We start from the raw sequence: 20894 nt of genomic DNA, 5'->3' as shown, positions 1-20894 counted from the left end.
GCAACGATGATTTTTTATCCCAACTATAAGGAATAACATCATGGCTGGCACCGTCTCAACACAAGTAAATACCGTCATCGTCAATCCCTACAGCGGCGACTACAGGATAGATGTGCTGCTGCCTTCAGCGACGGCGCGCTGGAATAATGGCAGCCCGGTGGGCACGGCAGTTGAAGTCAGTTACAGCTTCATGAGTACCGCCCCGGATTATGCGCAAGACTCTGACAAGAAGGGTTTCAGCACGTTCACAGATGAACAGAAAGTCGCTACCCGCAAAATCTTTGATTTGATTTCCCAGCAATTTGGTATCACCTTCAAGGAGGTGACGGATACCAGCAGCAGCTATGGTTTCATCAGGCTGGGCAATAATGCTCAGGGTTCTACCAGTGCCGGTTATGCGACTTACCCGGATACTGCCGATACCAAGGCCAGCGGCGACATTTATCTCAATAATGAAGTCAGCGATAATCTCAGCAATATCGTTCCCGGCACCAATAGCTGGGCCACACTGGTACATGAAATAGGCCATGCAATCGGACTCAAGCATCCCGGTAACTACAATGCGGGCGAACCAGCGTCAACCACAGCAGACAATTTCCTGGCGGCGGCAGAAGACAGCGAAGCCAATACTGTCATGTCTTATGTGAAAGCACCGCAAGGCCAGGAGAGGGATTTCTTTGGCAAGTTTGATTACCTCGCCCTGAAATACCTGTATGGCGGCAAGGCTTATAACGCTGATGCAACTACCTACAATTTGACGGATGCTGATGGCCGCCTGCTGAAGATCATCAATGACACAGGTGGCGTGGATACCATCAATTTATCGGCCCTGACAGTTGCCGCGACCATCAATCTCACTCCCGGCTCCAGCAGCTCGGTGGGCAGGCTGGCCAGCGATACGGTGTCGCAAAATAATTTGTCGATTGCCTTCGATACTGTCATAGAAAACGTGGTTGGCACACGTTTCAGCGATGTCATGACAGGTAATAGCGCGAACAACAGGTTTGAAAGCAATGGCGGTGGTGATACCGTGGATGGGGGTGCGGGTTTTGACCTGCTCGTCATCAAGGACAACCGCGCCAACTTCACGATACAGAAAAATGCGACGGACATCAGCTTCCGCAACACGGTAAGCAATGACATCACCTCTGTCGTGAATGTGGAAAGAGTACAACTGAACGACAAGATGGTTGCCTTTGATATAGAAGGTGTCGCCGGACAGATGTACCGGCTGTACCAGGCAGCGTTTGACCGCAAACCCGATGCGGCAGGTCTGGGTTACTGGATAGCGGACATGGACAAGGGTTCCAGCCTGCTGACGGTGGCTGCCGGGTTCTTCCAGTCACCTGAATTCCAGAAACTGTATGGTGCAAACCCATCCACAACGACGCTGATTACGAATTTCTACCAGAATGTGTTGCACAGGGCACCTGACCAGGCTGGCTTTGATTACTGGAACAAGGAACTCAGTTCCGGCGTCAGCACTCCTGCCAGTGCACTCGCAAGCTTTTGTGAAAGTGTGGAGAACAAGGCCCAGGTGCTGGGCTCCATACAAAACGGCATAGAATACAATCTGTGGCTGGGATAACACTCCCAAAAACAAAAGGCGCAAGGCTCACGCCCTGCGCCTTTTGCAAATTGGATGTAGCAGTTTATTTGATCTGCTTCACTTCCAGGCCCTGCTTTTCCAGCAATTCGATAATGCTGTTGGCACCTGACAAATGCCCTGCGCCGACCACGATAAAGAGTTTCTTGCCTTCTTCCAGCAAGCCCAGGATTTTTTTTGCCATGCCCTGATTGCGGTCATCGAGCAATAATTTCATGAGTTTTTTTGAACCCACATCCTTGCTGGCTGCCTCTTGCAGGATTTTTGCCAGACCTTCTGCATCGCCACTTTTCCAGGCGGCGATCATGCCTGCGGTTTCACGCAGGGTATCGCCACTTTTCAAGCCCTCCAGGGTTTGTGCCAGCATGGCGTCTGCATCTTCGTCGGAGAGACCGCCCAGCACACTGGCTTGAAATGCCGTGCTTTCGAGTTCAATGATATCTTTCTTGTCCTGCTTCGCACGCAAGACATAATGCAGATCGACTCCTTTGGAGGCATCATAGCCTTGCTGCCTGAATACGCCTATGCTTAGTGCGGTGGCGACTATCGTAGGTTTGAGGCTCTGGAATTGCGCAGCCGCCGGGCCGACCATGGATTGCAGGCTTTCAAAGGTGCTCTTTTTGATATGGTTTTCCAGTTTGTCTGGTGCTGCATAGGTAAAGAAAGGCATGGCTTTTTCTGCGGCCTTGGTATCGGTCGTATCAACTTCCACGACCAGGGTGTCGGCCTGCTTATAGGCGGCATCGACAGCCTCTGGCAAGGGATAGAAACTGGCTTTGGCTAGGTGGATGGAACCAAACAGATAGGCGGTATTTTTGTCGGATTTCACTTCCCAGAAAACACCTTTGGCAGGCGTCTCTGCCTGGGCAAAGGCACTGCTGGCGGCAATCGCCAGGCTGCACGCGGCCAGGCATTTGAGCATTAACTGAGTAAGCGTAGGCTTGAATTTCATTATCATAAGTTCCGGGTAATTATGGGATCTGGCCCTGATCTGGTCCTGATATCGCGTCAGGCGGCACAGGATACCAGAAAGCACGTGCACTGCTCAAAAATAGCGGCGCGCTTGCAATGGTCGCGTTCAATACAAAGTGGCACGCTGTCTTGCAGGCAGCTCCCTATCGTATTTGTCGCCATCAACTTCAGCATTGCTCAGTGCAGCCAGTATCGTGCCCGGGCTGGGTATGCCGGGAGGTTTTTCTCTGGCGCTTTGCCATAAATGTGAGCGGATAATCGCGCGCGCGCATTGAAAGTACGCGGTATCAACAGCGATGCGCAGCACGCATTTGGGTGCTTTGCCATCAACGGCGAACCTGTCCAGTAAAGCAGGCTCAACAGAAATGCTGGCCTTGCCGTTGACGCGCAAAGTCTCGCCCACACCGGGAATTAAAAACAATAGCGCGACCTGTGGGTCAAACAGGATATTGCGCAGGCTATCAACGCGGTTATTGCCACGACGCTCAGGCAATAACAAGGTTTTTTCATCTTCAACCACGATGAAACCAGGTGCATCTCCACGGGGTGAAGCGTCCAGTCCATCAGGGCCACGTGTCGCCAATACCGCAAAGGGTGAGGCTGCTATCAAGGTCTGGTAATGAGGATGAATATATGGCACTTCCTTTTTAATGGATGTAGCACCGACGGCATCAAACAAGGCTTGCAGTTGTTCGCTCGTGGTGATCAGGTGCGATGGTGGTGAAGATATTGATGGTAAATTCGACATGAAATCAGTTTTTTCCTATAACGGGTGCTTTGCGCCAGTCGGCTCGGGCCTGCAGCAAAGCACGTTCAATGAAACCTTCTTTATGCAGTTTCTCCAGTTGCCTGTTGAATGCAGGCAGGTGAACGGCACATGGGCTTTGCGCAACAAAACCAAACAGGTTTTGCGATTCGATCAAAAAGGGTTGCAGGGGAACGAGTTTGTCATCGATATTCGCCGATGCCATGTAAGCCTGGCCTGCATGGTAACCCGTGATCACATAGTCAAAACGGTTTGCCAGCAACATCGTGAAGGCGGTTTCCAGGTTGTCTGTCTCGCTGACATGCAGGCGGCTGTCCATGTACTCATCAAATGCAGAACCAAAACGGTTGCCGCGCGCAATGCCGCCACGCAAACCCGTGAGATCTTCCCATTTTGCATAGGACATAGGGCGGTCTTTTTTTACAAAGGCAGCCACAGGATTGTTCATCACCAGTTCACTGAACAATAAAAAACTGCGGCGCTCCGGGGTACTTTTGAGAGTAGTGATAATGTCTATGCTGCCATTCTGGGCAGCATGCAATACCCGCTTCCACGGCCCAAGGTAGCGCAGCTCATAAGGCAAACCAAGCTCATCGAGGATACGGGTAATGATGGCGATACTGGCACCGCGAAACTGCTTGCCGTCATACCAGTGCAGGGGAGGGTAAGCAGGATCTGCCGACACTATGACGCGCTCACAAGTGCTGCCAGCCTGTGCGGGCAGCATGAAAATAGTGCAGAGCATGGCAATGAGCAAGGCAAGCAAACGGCGCATAAATCCCTTTTGCAAAATATCTGGCCATCAGGGTATCCTGGCATGACTGTCGGGGCACTGAAGATACATGCCCCTGCAGCAATATTAGCATTTTTGCCCACCCAGAGGCTCAATATGCACCAATTTAGTACCCCTTAGTAGCCATTTCCCCGTGACAGTGCATTTACTCCCTGGGTTTGTTCAACAAGGCTTTCAAGCCTGCCAACCTTTCTTTGGGTGTCATGACTTCTGCTTCAGTGGGCGGGGCATCGCCCTCATCGAGTTTCATTTCCTTGATGAAGCGTGAAGGGTCGCAATGCACCTGCACACCTGCACGTTTGCGTTTTTTGCACCAGGTGATGTGCAGGCTGCGCTGGGCACGGGTAATGCCCACATACATCAGGCGGCGTTCTTCTTCTATGCGGGCGGCATAGGTCTCGGGCGGCGCATCAGGGTCGCCCTTGTGCGGCAAGATGCCCTCTTCGACGCCGACCAGAAACACATGTGGATACTCAAGCCCCTTGGATGCATGCAGGGTGGACATGCGCACGGCATCCGGTTCTTCGTCCTTGCCTTCCATCATGGTCATCAGGGCCACCATCTGGGTCAGGTCGAGCAGGCTACGGTGATCGTCCGTACCATCCTTGCCGCCGCTGCCCTTGGTTTTCAGCCACTGGGTAAAGTCGAGCACATTCTGCCATTTGTTTTGCGCAGCACGGTCTTCAAAGCTGTCGTAGAGATAGCCTTCGTAATTAATTTCTTTCATCAGGTCATCCAGCAATTCGCTGGCATGCCCTTCCCTGTGGGCATGCGCTTCAACCTGGTTGATGAAGGTACAAAAATTTCGCAGGGGCCGTAACTGTTTGTCAGGCAGTTTCGCTTCTATACCACCTTTGAAGACGGCGGCAAATAGCGAGCATTGCCATTGCCCGGCAAAGGCCCCCAGCACTTCCAGCGTGGCCTGGCCTACACCGCGTTTGGGCGTAGTGATGGCACGGATGAAAGCCGGGTCATCATCTTCATTGGCAATCAGGCGCAGATAGGCGATGATGTCCTTGATCTCGGCGCGGTCAAAGAAACTCTGGCCACCCGAGATGGTGTAGGGGATACGTTCGCGTCGCAAAGCCTGCTCAATCACGCGTGCCTGGTGATTGCCACGGTACAAAATCGCGTAATCCGAATACTTGGCTTGGCGCTCGAAGCGATGCGCAGAAATCATGATGGCGACTTGCTCGGCCTCTTGTTCATCATCCTGCATGCCCAGTACCTTGACCGGGTCACCCAAGCCATGTTCAGACCACAGCGATTTTTCAAACAGCTTGGGATTATTGCCGATGACGGAATTGGCAGCCTGCAGGATACGGGTGCTGGAACGGTAATTTTGTTCCAGCTTGATGATTTCCAGATTCGGGAAATCCACTTGCAGGGTCGTCAGGTTTTCTATGGTCGCACCACGCCAGGCATAGATGGCCTGGTCATCATCACCGACGGCAGTAAACATCGGTTTTTTGCCTATGCCTGTGACCAGCAGTTTGACCAGCTCATACTGGCAGGTATTGGTATCCTGGTATTCATCGACGAGCAGGTAGCGCAGACGGCGCTGCCATTTGTCACGCACCTGTTCATTGCTGCGGAACAGTTCTACCGGCAGGCGTATCAGGTCATCAAAATCCACCGCCTGATAAGCTGACAGGGTGGCGACATAGCTGCGATACACCCGGGCGGCAATCGCTTCATCTTCGTCCTGCGCCTGCTTCAACGCAAGCTCAGGATCAACCAGGCCATTCTTCCACAAGGACATGGCCGTCTGTATGCGGCGTATCAATTGTTTGTCAGTAGTAATCGCCAGATCCTGCACCAGAGAAAAACAGTCATCGCTGTCCATGATGGAAAAACGGTCTTTCAGACCCAGGGCCTGGGCTTCCTGCCTGAGTATCTTGACACCCAGCGAATGGAAGGTGGAGACCGTCAACTGCTTTGCCTGGCGCGGCTCGGCCAGCAGTTTGCCTATGCGTTCCTGCATTTCCAGCGCGGCCTTGTTAGTAAAGGTCAGGGCGGCAATATGTTTTGGATCATAGCCATGCAGTTCGATGAGATTGACGATCTTCTGGGTAATCACCCGCGTCTTGCCCGAGCCAGCCCCAGCCAGCACCAGGCAGGGGCCGTCCATATAGTTGACTGCATTACGTTGGGGGGTGTTCAGGCCATGCGACATAGGGGGTGAAAATATGGGGAAACAATAAGGGGCGACGGTTTGATCCGCAAAAACTTGCAGGCGCTATTGTAGCCTGCAATAGGCAGGTAACCTTCGCCAGCAGGTTAATAAGTGCGTGCCCACACAGATAAACTCGCCATACCCTGCGACTATCGATCACATAAGCAGACCACAAGAGGCGCAGATCATAAGAGCCTGAATTTTGTTGCCAAAAAGATAGAAATAAAGGCTAGACAATTGGATAAGCTCAGACTATTCTTCCACTCAGGAGGGTGCCTTTTATGAAAGACCTTAAATCTGCTCGTATCCTGCTGGTGGACGACGAAGAAAGAAATATACGCTTGCTGGAAGTACTCTTGCATGCCGAAGGTTATTCTACCCTGAGCGCCAATAATGGGCGCGATGCGCTTAAAGTCGCGGCTTTTGCGCAACCTGACCTCATACTGCTCGACATCATGATGCCGGGCATGGATGGTTTTGCCACTGTGGCAGAACTCAAGGCCAATCCCCTGACCCAACCTGTACCTGTCATCATGCTGACCGCGCTGGATGACCGCAATTCCAAACTGCGCGCCCTGGAAGCGGGTGCCGAGGAATTTTTGACCAAGCCCATAGACCGGGCTGACCTCAGCGTACGGGTACGTAATCTCTTGCGTCTCAAGGAATATGGTGATTTCCTGACTGACCATAACCGCATACTGGAAAGCCAGGTCGTACAGCGTACGGCACAACTGGAAGATGCCTATCGCGATACTGTATTCACCCTGGTACGTGCTGCCGAGCACAAGGATGAAGAAACCGGCCATCACGTGCGACGCATCAGTTACTACTGCCGTGCACTGGCAGAAGCCATGGATTTGCCAGGCGAGTTTCATGATGCGATCTTCCAGGCCAGCCCCATGCATGACATAGGCAAGATAGGCATACCCGATCATGTGCTGTTAAAACCCGGCACCTTCAATCATGACGAGTGGAATATCATGCGCACCCACTGTGCGCTGGGTGCCAGCATACTCTCCAGTGGCACCTCGCCGTATACCGAAATGGGCGCAGAAATCGCCCTGAACCATCATGAGCGCTGGGATGGCAGCGGCTATCCAAATGGGCTCAAGGGTGATGCCATTCCTATCGCTGCCAGAGTCATGCAGATTTGCGACGTATATGACGCCCTGCGCAGTCGCCGTCCTTACAAGCCTGCGCTGGATCATGAACGCAGCATGAATATCATCATCGAAGGTGATGGCCGCACACAACCTGAACATTTCGATCCTGCAGTATTGTCCTGCTTTGTTGCGGAGGCGGGGCGCTTTGCAGCTATTTTCGACCAGCATGCCGATGCCTGAAACCCAACGTCCTGCCATCCTGCTGATCGACGATGATGTTGGTCTGCTACAAGCCCTGTCACGATTACTGAGGCCTTTGCAACACCCCTTACTGAGCGCCAGAGATGCCAGCGAAGCACAGGCCATTATTGCGGAACACCATGTTGGGGTATTGATATGCGAGCCGCGTGACCAGCTTGCTGCAGCTTTTTTGATCACTGCCAGGGAAAAATATCCTGACATCGTGCGCCTGATATTGACGGGCTATCCTGACCTCGACAGTGTACTGAGGGCGGTCAACCAGGCCCATCCGTTCAAGTTGCTGGTCAAACCCTGGCTCAATGAAGAATTGCTGACAACCGTCAATTTGGCGCTGACACAGTATGTGGCGAACCGCGAGCGTGAGCGCCTGTTGAAAGAATACAACGGTATACTCAGCAATGCAGAGACTGCCCATGCCTTTCGCACACTGGATGCGCTCATGCATTCGATACACAAAGACATGGTTGCAGAAGCCATAGATAATCTTCCCATGGGTGCCTGCCTGCTGGCAGATGGTGTGGTCAGCCGTTTTAACCGCACGGCACTGCGCATACTTGGGGATCTCGCCCAGGCATTACCCAGCACAGGAATGCCAGTCTCAGGATTAGCGCCCGTATTGCAGGAGGCCTACGGTGCAGCACGCAAACGGCGGGTGCAAACCCGTCTTGATGAGCAACAGCGACTGGATTATTTTGTGCTGGACCTGAGCGTGGGTACCCTGATCGCATTTGCACCGGAGCCCAGGCTGGGCAGGCCACCTGATCATTGAAGCCTGCATTGAAGCACTTTATAAATTTCAGTACAGCTTTGTTTGCAAGAAAGTTCACCGGTAGTTTTGCCACGCATGTGTTTACCACGGAAAATGCACCATGAAAAAACTCAGCACCGAATTCAGACTGCTTGCAGGGCTTATGTTCGGGCTGCTACTGCTCTTGTCGGCTGGCTGGCAACTATACCGTTCACTGCAGGACTATCGTGAAAACTCATTATGGGTAGCCCATACCTATCAGGTGCTGGACCAGTTAAATGACGTCAGGTCAGGTGTACTGGAACTGGAGAGCATACAGCGCCTGTATTTCATCACTGGTGAAGATGTTTTCACCGGCCAGCGTGACAGCAAATCAGCACAGATACGCCAGGCATCAAAAAAACTGGCCGAACTGATTACGGATAATCCGCGTCAACACCTGCTGTATAAAAACCTTGCACAAAAACTGGAAGAGCGCTTGAGTGCCCTTGACAAGACTCTGCAGGTCTATCAGGCCGAAGGTTATCCAGCAGTACGCAAACATCTGATCAGCGGTACCCCACGTATTATCATGGAAGCCTTGCTGGCGCAGATCAACGACATGGAAGAGGAAGAGCGTGTCTTGCTGCAACAACGCAAGACCCAGGTCGAAAACAATTTTGTCCAGGCACGCAATATAGGCATCCTGGTTTTATTTATTACATTGGCAGGCGGTGCCTTGCTGTGGTGGCAATTCAAGCGCGACGTCGATCAGCGTACCAGCGCAGAAGCCGCCGTACGTGATAGCGAAGCCCTGCTCAAACAGGTGCTGGATATCTTGCCGGTAGGTGTTTTTATCTGTGACCGCAATGGTTCATTGACCAAGATCAACCCGGGCGCCAAGGCGATCTGGGGCGGTTCACGCATGGTCAACCTGGAACAGTATGGTGAATATGCAGGCTGGTGGCCAGACACAGGCAAACGCATAGAGGCTGAAGAATGGGGACTGGCCCGCACCCTGAAAACCGGTGAAACCATACTCAATGAGCTGGCAGATATACGCTGTTTTGATGGCAGCCGCAAAACCATTTCGAATAACACAGCCCCCTTGCACGACAATAATGGGCAACTGGTCGGCGGTGTGTCAGTCAATGTCGATGTTACCGAATTCACCCTGACTGAGCGCAAACTGAGGACTGCTGCACACTATGATGAAACCCAGGTCAAGGCACAAAACCTGTTTGCCGCTAGTTTTGAACGGCACAAGATTTTCGATGGCTTGCTGACTTTACTGGCAGAGCGGCATGGCTACCTGATGTCGGCGCTGTACAGCTACGATGAATGGTATGCACGCTTCCGTTGTGATGCCAGCTATGGCCTGGGCCATGATATACCACGTGAATTTGAACTGGGCGAAGGTTTGCTGGGCCAGGTTGCCCTGACCGGCAAAAGCAATTCACTTGATGCCAGCCGCCTGAGTCTGCAGACTGGACTGGCAAACTTCAGTCCCAAGCATGTGCTGATGATACCTGTGCTTTACCAGGAACACCGGCTGGCCGTGATGGTGCTGGCCACGACCAATAATGTGATTACTGGTGAACAGGCTTTTCTGGAAAGACTGGCCAACCAGCTCGGCGTTGCCCTGCATAATCTGCGTCAATACAATGACCTGAAACTGCTGGCAGAGCAATTACGCAGCAGCAGTGAAGAAATCGCCGCCAAGAATCAGCAACTGGAACAGGCCAGCCGCATGAAATCTGAATTCCTGGCCAATATGTCCCATGAATTGCGCACACCACTGAATGCTATCGTCGGTTTTTCCGAGATACTCAAGGATGGCCTGATGGGCAGTTTATCGAGCCAGCAGAAAGACGCCTCGGTCGATATTTTCAATAGCGGAAAGCACTTGCTGGCGCTGATCAATGACATCCTTGACCTGTCCAAGATAGAAGCAGGCAAGATGCAGATCAACCTGGAACCCACCAATATCAACGCTTTGGTGCAATCAAGCATGCAGGTAGTGCGCGAACAGGCCAGCCTGCAAAACTTGCAGGTGTCGGCCAAAATCCAGGAAAACCTCGGTGACATCTGGCTTGATGAAGTCAAGGTCAAGCAAATCATTTATAACCTTTTGTCAAATGCCGTCAAATTCACACCGGCGGGTGGCCGCGTGCATATCTCAGCCCGCAAGATCGACGGCTACCAGGTCACCGGAGGGCGCTTTGAACACTACCTGGAAATCATGGTTTCTGACAGCGGCATAGGCATACCCGAAGAAGCTCAGGCTGAGCTCTTCAAGCCCTTTACCCAGATAGACAATAGCCTGTCACGCAAGCATCAGGGCACCGGCCTCGGGCTGGCCATGGTCAAACGCATGGCAGAGCTGCATGAGGGCAGTGTCAGCCTGAACAGCATCACTGACAAGGGTTCCACCTTCACTGTGTTGCTACCCTGGCGTACCGCCAACCTGCCCGGCAAGCTCAGGACGGCCAGCAATACCGACAGCGGCGTCACCGGGAATTCTCATGCCCATGTTGCCGAAAAAACTAGCGACAGCAGCCATCACCACGCCAATGGGGAGTTGCTGGCACTGATCATAGAAGATGATGATCAGGCCGCAGAAGTCTTGCGGGTACAGCTGGAAAGCGAAGGCTTTCGCATCGTCCGTGCCAGTACCGCAGAAGCTGCACTGGCGATGGCAGGCAAAGAGCATCCCGACCTGATTACCCTGGATATTTTATTGCCAGGCATGGATGGCTGGGAATTTCTTGAGCATTTCAAACAACATCCGCTATTTGCCTCTACCCCTGTGGTCATCATCTCCATCGTGGCTGACCGTGGCCGTGGTCTGTCTCTGGGAGCAGCCCATGTCATGCAAAAACCGATAGCAAGGGAAAACCTGACCACCGCCCTGAGTGTGCTGGGATTTTGCAATGACCCGTCGGCAATACAAAAAACTGCCCTGGTCGTTGATGATGATCCCAAGGCAGTGAAACTGGTCACTGCGCAACTGGATACTTTTGGCTATAAAACCCTGGCGGCCTTGAGCGGGCAGGAAGGCATCAACATGGCAAGGGAACATAAGCCTGACCTGATCGTACTGGACTTGATGATGCCTGAAATTAATGGTTTTGATGTGGTGGAAGCACTGAAAAGTGATACAGTCACCGCAAGTATTCCGATTATTGTCCTGACTGCCAAGCAAATTACGGCAGACGACAGGACACGACTGAATGGTGATGTCAAAAAAGTCATGGAAAAATCTGAATTCAATCACGGTCGCTTCATTGGTGAAGTAAGGCGGGCCATGGCAGGCAGGGGTAAGTGAGATGGCGCGTGTACTGATCATTGAAGATAACCCGGTCAATATGAAGCTGGCGGCATTCCTGTTGCAGAATGCCGGTCATGAAGTGCTACAGGCGGTGGATGCCGAAGCCGGTTTGCAAATTGCCAGAATAGAACTGCCCGACCTGATACTGATGGACATGCAATTGCCAGGCATAGACGGGATGACTGCCACCCGGCAGCTCAAGGCTGCCGCAGCGACTGCCCATATCAAGATAGTCGCACTGACTGCCTTTGCCATGAGCGGTGATGAAGACCGCTTCCGCGCCGCCGGATGTGATGCCTATATGGCAAAACCTATACGCTACCAGGCATTTTTATCTCTGGTTGATTCCATACTCAAGACCTGAATCAAGATTCGCAGACTGGGGAAAGCAAGAGCAGGCAAGAGCAAGCTGGAGTAAACTGGCGGCATCAGAATAAAGGTGCTCCATGAAATTTGAACATTTAGTCGAAATCAATGACCTCGGCAATCCCGCCGTCGAGGTCATCAGCCGCGAACAATTATGGCGTGGCCTGGTCTTGCGGGCAGAAATGCCAAGGTTGTTTGTCTCTTATCTCGATGACGCCAGCATCATGGACCGCAATGAAGCCAGCATGACGCGTACCCTGAAATATGGTACGCTGGAAATCACCGACCACGTCAGCCTCGTCCATCTTGAGCATGTGCATTATGATGTCGCGGCGCAAAAAGACATCCCGCAATCTTCATTACGCATGAGCATAGAAGAACCACAGCCAGATGCGCTGTTTGTCCGTTTCGCCTATGACAGTGGCAATGCTGAAGCAGAAGATGCTGAAGCGAAAATGTATAACGAATACCGCAAATCGGCCTATCAGGAAGCTGACGTCGAAACTGTACGGATCATCCGCGAACTGGCAGAAAGCGGACGGCTGGATGCCCTGCCGTCCTGACAACATGTGATGGATTGCTGAGTCACCAGCATTTCAGGGATAATGCGGCTCTATAATCTCATTCGTCTCATTCATCCCATTCCTGATTTAGCCCATCTATCAACTATTCCAAGGTTCCCATGACCAAGCGCACTACTACTGCAACAAAGAAGCCAGTCCTGGCTGCTCTGGACTTGCCTGCCCCGGTACAAACCACACGTTTGAAACGCAAGCAATTTGCCAGCACTGGTGACGTGCATATCCAGGGTGATGCCGTGATCACCACCCAGTTCATCGTTGGCGGTGATTGCCTGATTGATGGCGATTTAGAGGCAGAAGAGGTGTTTTGCCTCGGCAAGCTGACGGTCACGGGTGATATCCGCGTGCAATCCCTGTATGTGGGCCATGCGCTGGATGCCGGTGGCAATATCGATGTTGAATACCTCATCAAAACCGGTTGCAGCGCCGACTGGATGGCACGCATGCTGGAACTCGACCAGCGCAAACCAGCCGCCGATGGCAGCAGCTATATGGACATTCTGGTGCACCCTGCCATCTTGAAGCGCTATGACCATCATGATGCCTTTGGCGGTTTTGGCGATATCCAGGCGCTCGGTTATGTCGCCTGTGCCGACCTCGATTGCCACGGCAATGTACAGCTGGATGACGTGCTGGAAGTTGGTGAAATCCAGTTTGTTGGCGGCCATTTGTCGGCAGCAGCCATCCACGTTGCTGGCGATTGCAATTGCCAGGGTGAGTTGTTCAGTGAAACCGATATCCAGGTTGAGGGTGCCTTGTTTGCGGCGAATCTGATCTGCCAGGGCAACCTTGATGTGGCCAGCATCCACAGCCAGGGCGATATCAGTACCTGGGGTTATCTGCGCGCCACTGGCGAAGTCAGCAGCCTGCGCGGTGAAATCCATAGTGGCCGCTGGATCGCCACCAAGGGCAGCGTCTATGCCGCCAAATACATCAAGTCTGGCGAATCCCTGGTTGCTGAAAAAGGTATCAGTTGCGGTGCCGATTATGGCATCCTGGCTGCCACCAGCCTGCCGCGCTCACGCTGGGCCACGCACGGTTTCGTCTCTGCTGCCAGCAAACCGCGCCTGCTGTTATCCGGCCAGTTTGTCGAAGGCAAAAAACTCAAGCATATCGATGCGCTGGAAAAAAAGCGTGAAACCGAACTCGACTGGGAAGTACCACGCCGTCTGAAGCGTGAAATGCAGCCAGTCTGATTTTCACACCACCGGCCCCGGTATTTTGTCGATCTTGCTTATCTGCACAGCAAGCTCTAGCCCAGGTCTTTCACCACCAGCATGCGCCTTAACAGATAAATACCTATGCTGGTGGAAACCAGGGCCGTAATACAAAGTGCTGTCGATGGATGCCAGCTGCCGCTGATGCCGCGCGCCGCTGTCCATCTGTAGGCATAGAGGGCGACACCATTCGAACCCGCATGCAAAGCGATGCCCGGCCACAAGGAGCGCGTCTTATCATACAGCCAGGCACAGACCAGGCCCAGCAGCGAAGCACACAGGAATTGATAGATATTCATGTGGGCCATGCCAAACAGCAGCGCTGAAGCCAGAAAAGCCAGCTTGCGCGAATATTGCTGCAAAAAACTGCGCAAGACCAGGCCACGGAACAGCATTTCTTCCAGCACAGGCGCAACCAGGCAGGCAATGATGATGGAATGCACACCATTGCTCATCATCTCATCGAATATTCTTTGCTGGCCAGCTGGCACAGGTTGCCATTCCTCCAGCATGCCGCCGATGAAACTCAATGACAATTCCAGCCCCGGTATCAACAGCATGACCGGCACCATGATCAGGCAGAGACGGGCAGGCGTGACCGCTGCGGCGGAATGGAATAGCTCGCTATAGCTCATGCCCTTGTAATGCAGCACCGCCGTAAACAGTATGGCATTCGCCAATACCATAATGACACCATCGACTTCTTCCATGCTGACACCCGTGAAGAACATGCTGTCGTGTACCAGCATATTCAGCAAGACCTCGGCTCCGAGCAAGAAAACGATCAGGAAGAAGGCTTCCAGGGCAGTCGGAAAATTCTCATGTTTTTGATTCATTGCTGTAGCGTATAAATCCGGGCTGCACCTAGAGGCTGGACAGGTCCATATCTTGTGAAAATTCACCATCCACTTCCTTGATGATGGCTTGCCCGGCGATGGTTTGCTGACCATTAAAACTCAGCGTAGGGCCGCCATACAGGGTCCAGCCCTGGTTCAGGGCCGCTGTGACACGCAGGCAAAAGTTCTTGTCGTCCGGGCCGGTCAGGTAACGGTAGAGTTTCATGAAGAGTGCACTCCAAACTGCGGGATCATAGGTGAGGCACATTATATTCGATGACGCCTGCCTGGCCGGGTCTGCGCAAAAAAGTGGCAACACATATTTGCCATGTATCACTTTTTTCAATACGGCAATATTAATCTTCAGGTTACAATTACTCACAATTAGCTTTCTGCAAGCCTCCTCACTCAAACTGGTTTACTTCACTGAAATTTGTTGAATTTGTGCAAACATTACAAAAATTTTTACAGCGATGGCAACAGCGAGGAGTGTATACCCGTTTATTCCTGCCCCTTTTTTTCCTGATCATCGCCGTCAGCGCCCTGCGCTACTACCTGATGATCAACAGCGAAGTCGCCGATGCCAGACAAAGAATAGCGACAGAACTGAGGCATAGCAGCCACTTCCTGATCCCTGCACTGAGCAGCTTGTCTGAACGTAGCGATACTGAGTCCATACGCCAGCTCCTGGCACAGGAAGTAGAATCCAGCCCGGTACTGTGGCGTATCACCTGGCAATATAAACAAGGGCAGGTACAGAAACAAATTCAGGGCCAGGACCAGATCGCACCTGCGGCAAGCTCACCAGCCTGGTTTAACCGCCTGTTGTCCCTGCATGCAGAAAGCATGGCCCGGGAAGTCAGACTGGCAAATGGCGACATCGGTACGCTGAGCCTGGAAACCAGCATCGCCAGTGAAAATAGCCACATCTGGCAAAAAGTCATGAGCCAGGGCAAGATTTCACTGGCCATTATTTTCACTATATATTTTTTGCTGGGCCTGATCCTGCGCTCGAATGTCAACACCCTGCGCAGGCTGGCAGATGCTACGGACAAATTCAAGAAAGGCCAGCATTCGATACGCATGTCGGTCACCGGCACGGCAGAAGCGCGTGCACTGGCAACCACCTTCAATGGCATGGCCAACGAGGTACAGACCCTGCTCACGACCCTGCAACGCAGCCAGCGCGCCAATAGCGAGCAATTGCATTTCACCTGGCAATTGCTGCATGCCTTGCCCATACCTATATTTTTTCAGGACCAGTACGGTATCTGTCAGCGCATCAACCGCGCCTGGGAAGAATTGTTTGCCCTGAATGCTGCCGATGTCGTGGGCCGCCCCATGCCTGTGCTGGCACTGGGCAATGACGCCGCGCCATCCCTGCAAAATGAACATGGCAAGCTGGTCAGGGAAATCCAGATACAGGCTGCCGGTCAGATACTGGATGTAATTTATTACCAGGCCAGTTTCACCAATGTTGATGGCGAAGCCACAGGCAGCATAGGTGCCCTGATCGACATCAGTGAACGCAACCAGGCACAGGCCACGCTGGCGGCGGCAAATGAAAGAGTGGAAACTACCCTGGCATCTATCGGTGACGCCGTCATCAGTACGGATGTCGATGGACGCATACTGATGCTGAACAAGGTTGCGCAGCAAATTTGTGGGTGGAACCGCAAGGAAGCACAGGCGCATGAACTGGCCGATGTGTTTGCTTTAAGCGATGTACAGCAGCGCGACAAGCTGAGAGAATTTTTGCAGCAGATTTGCCAGAGCAGCGAAATCCTGCAAGCGAATAATCAATTGTTGACCGCACGCAGCGGTCAGCAGTTTGAAGTTGATTACACGGCAGCGCCGATCAGGCAAAGAGACGGCACGGTCACAGGCTGTGTGCTGGTATTCCGCGATGTCAGTGAAAAACGCCAGTTGATGCAACAACTGAACTGGCAGGCAGGGCACGATATCCTGACCGGCCTGGAAAACCGTGCGGCGCTGGCAGAACGCTTCAGCACGGCGATACAAACTGCCCACGACCAGGAAACCTGGCTGGCAGTTTGCCTGCTCGACCTTGACCACTTCCAGGCCATCAATGAAAGCCATGGCCAGGAATTTGCCAACAAATTATTGCAGCAGGTCGCACGCCGCCTGGAAGACAATGCAGGCAGCGAACATCATGTGGCCCGCCTGGGTGGTGACGAGTTTGTCGTACTGCTGCAAAACCAGCGTGACATCGCTGGTGTGGAACTGAACCTGGCATTATTGCTGGCAGTACTGGCGCAACCTTACGAAATAGAACAGCAAGGCATCAGCCTGTCGGCCAGTATAGGCGTGGCAATTTATCCGCGTGATGATGTGAATGCCGATACCCTGTTGCGTTGTGCCGACCAGGCCATGTACCAGGCCAAGCTGAACGGACGCAATCAATTTCATTTATTCGACGCCGAGCAAGACCAGCAATTGCGCACCCACCACAACCAGCGCGCCCGCGTGCGCCAGGCTTTGCAACAAGGCGAGATGCGCTTGTATTTCCAGCCCAAGGTGAATATGCGCCAGGGCCGCATCATCGGCATGGAAGCGCTGTTGCGCTGGCAACATCCTGAGCAGGGCATCGTTGGGCCTTTGAATTTCTTGCCGCTGATAGAACATACTGACCTGATCATCGATGTTGGTGATTTTGTCTTGCAACAGGCCATGGAGCAATTGCGCGCATGGACACATCAGCATGTGGACTGGGTCATCAGCGTGAATATCGCGGCGCGCCATTTCCAGTGCAAGGATTTTGTCGAGCGCCTGCGTGCGGTGCTGGCAGCCTTTCCGGATGTCGCCCCAGAACGCCTGGAAATAGAAATACTCGAATCCGCCGCCATCAAGGATATACAGCATGTACGCGAAGTCATGCTGGCCTGTCAGCAAATCGGCGTCAGCTTTGCACTTGATGATTTTGGCACCGGTTATTCTTCGCTGTCTTACCTGAAACGCCTGCCCGCCGATACCCTGAAAATCGACCAGAGTTTTGTCCGTGATATGCTGGAAGACAAGGACGACCTGGCCGTCATCAGCGCCGTCATCGGCCTGGCACGCGCCTTTAACCGTGGCGTGATTGCAGAAGGTGTGGAAAGTGCCGAACATGGTGTAGCCCTCATGCGCCTGGGTTGCGAACTGGCACAAGGTTACGGCGTCGCTCGCCCCATGCCAGCGGGCCAGGTCGAGGCCTGGGCCGACAGCTATGTCGCCCCGCTGATCTGGGGACATGGCAAGGGCCTGGAGTGGGAAGGTGCCTGAGTGAATAAATATTGAATGGAGACACCATGCAAACCATCAGCGGCCAATGCAGTTGCGGAAAAATTGCCTATCACTACCCGGCCCCCGCATTGCAAATCGTGGCCTGCCATTGCGGCCTGTGCCGCCGTATGACGGGCGCAGCATTATCATCTTATGTCGTCGTCAAGGAAGCTGAACTGGTATTCACCCAGGGTCAGGAACTGCTGAAAAGCTATACCGTCACATCGCGTACCCAGCGCCATTTTTGTACTGACTGCGGCACGCCGCTGTATAACTCGAATCAGGAAACTTATGCAGGCTTGAGTATGCTGTATCTGGGCACAGTCAATCAGCATGAAAGCCTGTCACCGCGCATGGATATTTATTGTGAGAATAAACTGCCTTGGCTGAGCACAGCGGATAGTAGCCGGCATTTTGAGCAGACACCGCGCAAACCCTGAAAGATAAAAAAAGCGTGCCCCATTTCAGGGGCACGCTTTTCACATGAATCAAACCACTTATTTCGCCGGATACCTGATCGTCATTTCCTTCAACAGATTGTCAGCATGGTCAACTTCTTTCATGACCCATAACATGTAACGGATGTCGACATGGATGGCACGGGTAATGGCGGTGTCGAAGTACCAGTCCTTGGTAATCGATTCATAGGTCGAATCGAAATTCAAACCCACCAGTTCACCATTTTTATTCAAGACAGCAGAGCCAGAATTGCCACCGGTTGTATCAGCACTGGACAGGAAATTGACAGGCACGGTTTGCAGGACATTGTCCTTGAATACGCCGTAACGTTTTTCCTTCACGGCAGTCAATAAATTTTCCTGCATATTGAAGGGTGCTTTGCCCGTGTGTTTTTCTACTATGCCTTCGACTGTCGTGAACGGGCCTTTGATGACGCCGTCACGCGGTGAGTAAGGTGCGACTGTGCCGTAGGTCACGCGCAGGGTGGAATTGGCATCAGGATAAACTGGCTTGCCCTGGGATTTTTTCCATTCTATGACTGCCTGCATGTATTGTGGAATGATACGTTCCAGATTGCCATCCAGTTCTTTGCGGCGCTCTTCGAGTGACATGGCAGTGTCATGCAGTTTCACGGCCAGGCGTACGAAAGCATCGTCGGATTGTTCAAAAGCCTTGCGGTCCTTGCCCATCCAGGCCAGGCGTTTGGAGGTTTCACCCAGGCCGCTTTGCTGATACAGGCTGGCGACGCTTTCTGGTGTCGGCAACAATACATCCAGACCCTTTGGATGGGATGCTGCTGGCAATTTACTATATCTTTGCAGCGCTGCAGTGAACCTGGCCTGATCGACATTTTGCAGATAGGATTGTTCCAGGCGGCTGAGTTTGCCAGCGATGATATTCATGTCGCGCTGCTGGTAACCGGGCTGGCGTTCTGCATCCGGTTTTGTGCTTTCCACCGCGAGACGATACAGGGTGCGTGCACTCTTCAGCATTTCACTGGTGCTGGCAACCGACCAGGCAAATTCTTCTTCTGACATCGCCATGTCGGCAGCGATGACGGTATCAAGCTCTTTCAACAAATTCTTGTCGCTACCATGCTGTGCATACCAGCGGCGGAATTCTGCATCCTGGCCATCCTTGATGGCAGCGATGTCCTTGCGTGCAAAACCTTCCAGCAAACCCTCTGTTTTCTTCAAACCATTATTGAGGCCTTTGGCTACGCTGGCATAACGTACACTGGCACCAGCATTGCCTGAAGTTGCAGCGGCAATGACGGCGAGATCAGCTTTGGTTTCTGTCACTTTGGCAGGGTAGCTGACATCACGGGCATAGCGTATTTCTGCTGGTAATTTGTAGCGGCTGGTGCGGCCCGGGTAACCTGCCAGCAAGATAGGGTCACCATTCTTCAAGCCCTGGGCAGATACGACGAGAAAATCTTTAGACTGATACGGCACATTGTCGGCAGACAGGTCGGCAGGGCGGCCATCCCTGCCTACATAGGCGCGCAGGAAGGCGTAGTCACCGGTATGACGCGGCCATTCAAAATTATCGACCTCGCCACCAAAATTGCCTATCTTGTCTGAGGGTGCATACACTAGGCGCACGTCACGTATCATGATCTGGCGTATGCGGTAATACTCAAGACCACGATGGAAACTCGGTACCGAGCAACGGTAAGCCTTGTCTTGCTCACATTCAGCAATCAGCGCCTTGATACGGTTTTCCACATGCTCAGCCCTGGCGCGGCCAGACATGGCGGCGGTCAGCCCCTTGTTGATCTGCTCAGTGACATTTTCGACTTTTTCAGTGATATACATGCGCGCATCGGGGCCTGCGGGCAATTCATCTGCCAGTGTCTTGGCCAGAAAACCATTTGCAATATAATTTTTTTCTGCTGTCGAATTTCTTTGTACGGCACCATAAGCGCAATGATGATTGGTTACCACCAGGCCAGTGTTCGATACAAAAGAAGCCGAGCAACCGCCGAGCGATACCATCGCTGACATCGGGTGTTTTTGCAAATCCGCCAGTTTTTCTGCAGGCACATTGATGCCTATGCGCTTCAGTTCAGATTTTAGTTGTGGCAACTGGTAGGGTTGCCACTGACCTTCGTCAGCATAAGCAGAGGAAACAACACCAGCCAGGGCCAGCGGAAGAGCAAGGGTTTTAAACAAAATACACTCCAAATTAAATTCTTAGGTCACGCGCATGATTTGCAAATAGATTTATAGCAAATTGATTTATGGCGCATTGATTCATAGCGAATTGACTAATTGCCATGAAATGCAGGCAATTAGGCGCAAATACAGACATATCTTAGCTGAAATAGTTCCTATATTTCTCCGGGGGAATGTAGCAAAGCTGAAATTATTCCATCTACCGGAATAATTAATTCAGGATTTAGGCTATTCCTATATT

The 20894-nt window shown here is 52.5% G+C and carries 16 protein-coding genes; 9 read left to right on the top strand and 7 right to left on the bottom strand.

Annotation, left to right across the window (positions count from 1 at the left end; translation table 11 throughout):
- Positions 1 to 40: 40 nt before the first annotated feature.
- Positions 41 to 1588 (top strand): DUF4214 domain-containing protein, encoded by a 1548-nt coding sequence (locus tag UNDYM_RS28600; protein WP_162044200.1) that lies wholly within the window; start codon positions 41 to 43, stop codon positions 1586 to 1588.
- A gap of 64 nt (positions 1589 to 1652) precedes the next feature.
- Here UNDYM_RS28600 and UNDYM_RS28595 read toward each other — a convergent pair whose 3' ends face one another.
- The 4 genes from UNDYM_RS28595 to UNDYM_RS28580 form a co-directional block, all read right to left on the bottom strand.
- Positions 1653 to 2558 (bottom strand): TraB/GumN family protein, encoded by a 906-nt coding sequence (locus UNDYM_RS28595; RefSeq protein ID WP_162044199.1) that lies wholly within the window; start codon positions 2556 to 2558, stop codon positions 1653 to 1655.
- A gap of 126 nt (positions 2559 to 2684) precedes the next feature.
- Positions 2685 to 3308, bottom strand: a complete 624-nt coding sequence (locus tag UNDYM_RS28590) for a pyridoxamine 5'-phosphate oxidase family protein (RefSeq protein WP_174245006.1) — start codon at positions 3306 to 3308, stop codon at positions 2685 to 2687.
- A 22-nt stretch (positions 3309 to 3330) separates the two neighbouring features.
- Positions 3331 to 4119, bottom strand: coding sequence for an ABC transporter substrate-binding protein (locus UNDYM_RS28585; RefSeq protein ID WP_162044197.1), 789 nt, complete (start codon positions 4117 to 4119; stop codon positions 3331 to 3333).
- A gap of 163 nt (positions 4120 to 4282) precedes the next feature.
- Positions 4283 to 6313, bottom strand: a complete 2031-nt coding sequence (locus UNDYM_RS28580) for a UvrD-helicase domain-containing protein (RefSeq protein WP_162044196.1) — start codon at positions 6311 to 6313, stop codon at positions 4283 to 4285.
- A 281-nt stretch (positions 6314 to 6594) separates the two neighbouring features.
- Here UNDYM_RS28580 and UNDYM_RS28575 point away from each other — a divergent pair, with 281 nt between their 5' ends.
- From UNDYM_RS28575 to UNDYM_RS28550, 6 genes are all read left to right on the top strand, one after another.
- The gene (locus UNDYM_RS28575; RefSeq protein WP_162044195.1) at positions 6595 to 7656 is read left to right on the top strand and encodes a two-component system response regulator; all 1062 of its coding nucleotides are present in this window, start codon (positions 6595 to 6597) and stop codon (positions 7654 to 7656) included.
- On the top strand, positions 7643 to 8446 hold the full coding sequence (locus UNDYM_RS28570) for a hypothetical protein (RefSeq protein ID WP_162044194.1): 804 nt from the start codon (positions 7643 to 7645) through the stop codon (positions 8444 to 8446). The genes UNDYM_RS28575 and UNDYM_RS28570 overlap by 14 nt, the downstream gene beginning before the upstream one ends.
- A 100-nt stretch (positions 8447 to 8546) precedes the next feature.
- Positions 8547 to 11732 carry a response regulator gene (locus UNDYM_RS28565; RefSeq protein ID WP_162044193.1) on the top strand — a complete coding sequence of 1062 codons (3186 nt, stop codon included), beginning with the start codon at positions 8547 to 8549 and terminating at the stop codon, positions 11730 to 11732.
- A gap of 1 nt (position 11733) precedes the next feature.
- A complete protein-coding gene (locus UNDYM_RS28560; RefSeq protein ID WP_162044192.1) occupies positions 11734 to 12099 on the top strand; it encodes a response regulator in 366 nt (121 codons plus the stop codon).
- 82 nt (positions 12100 to 12181) lie between these two features.
- Positions 12182 to 12664: an SRPBCC family protein gene (locus tag UNDYM_RS28555; RefSeq protein WP_162044190.1), complete on the top strand. Its 483-nt coding sequence runs from the start codon at positions 12182 to 12184 to the stop codon at positions 12662 to 12664.
- A 119-nt stretch (positions 12665 to 12783) separates the two neighbouring features.
- A complete protein-coding gene (locus tag UNDYM_RS28550) occupies positions 12784 to 13878 on the top strand; it encodes a DUF342 domain-containing protein (RefSeq protein WP_162044188.1) in 1095 nt (364 codons plus the stop codon).
- 56 nt (positions 13879 to 13934) lie between these two features.
- On the opposite strand, the gene UNDYM_RS28545 is transcribed toward UNDYM_RS28550, so the two are convergent.
- Both UNDYM_RS28545 and UNDYM_RS28540 read right to left on the bottom strand, forming a co-directional pair.
- Complete coding sequence (locus tag UNDYM_RS28545) at positions 13935 to 14735, bottom strand: CPBP family intramembrane glutamic endopeptidase (RefSeq protein WP_162044187.1); 801 nt, start codon at positions 14733 to 14735, stop codon at positions 13935 to 13937.
- Between the two features lie 28 nt (positions 14736 to 14763).
- Positions 14764 to 14961, bottom strand: a complete 198-nt coding sequence (locus tag UNDYM_RS28540) for a DUF1737 domain-containing protein (RefSeq protein WP_162044186.1) — start codon at positions 14959 to 14961, stop codon at positions 14764 to 14766.
- A 263-nt stretch (positions 14962 to 15224) separates the two neighbouring features.
- On the opposite strand from UNDYM_RS28540, the gene UNDYM_RS28535 reads away from it, so the two are divergent.
- Together UNDYM_RS28535 and UNDYM_RS28530 are read left to right on the top strand one after the other, a co-directional pair.
- The gene (locus UNDYM_RS28535) at positions 15225 to 18017 is read left to right on the top strand and encodes an EAL domain-containing protein (RefSeq protein WP_162044184.1); all 2793 of its coding nucleotides are present in this window, start codon (positions 15225 to 15227) and stop codon (positions 18015 to 18017) included.
- Between the two features lie 26 nt (positions 18018 to 18043).
- Positions 18044 to 18457, top strand: coding sequence for a GFA family protein (locus tag UNDYM_RS28530; protein ID WP_162044183.1), 414 nt, complete (start codon positions 18044 to 18046; stop codon positions 18455 to 18457).
- Between the two features lie 57 nt (positions 18458 to 18514).
- On the opposite strand, the gene UNDYM_RS28525 is transcribed toward UNDYM_RS28530, so the two are convergent.
- On the bottom strand, positions 18515 to 20650 hold the full coding sequence (locus tag UNDYM_RS28525; protein ID WP_162044181.1) for a S46 family peptidase: 2136 nt from the start codon (positions 20648 to 20650) through the stop codon (positions 18515 to 18517).
- Positions 20651 to 20894 lie beyond the last annotated feature (244 nt).

The sequence above is a fragment of the Undibacterium sp. YM2 genome (assembly GCF_009937975.1).
GTDB lineage: Bacteria > Pseudomonadota > Gammaproteobacteria > Burkholderiales > Burkholderiaceae_D > Undibacterium.
The sequence above is the reverse complement of the archived record's forward strand: the minus strand, read 5'-3'. Positions and strand labels throughout refer to the sequence as shown.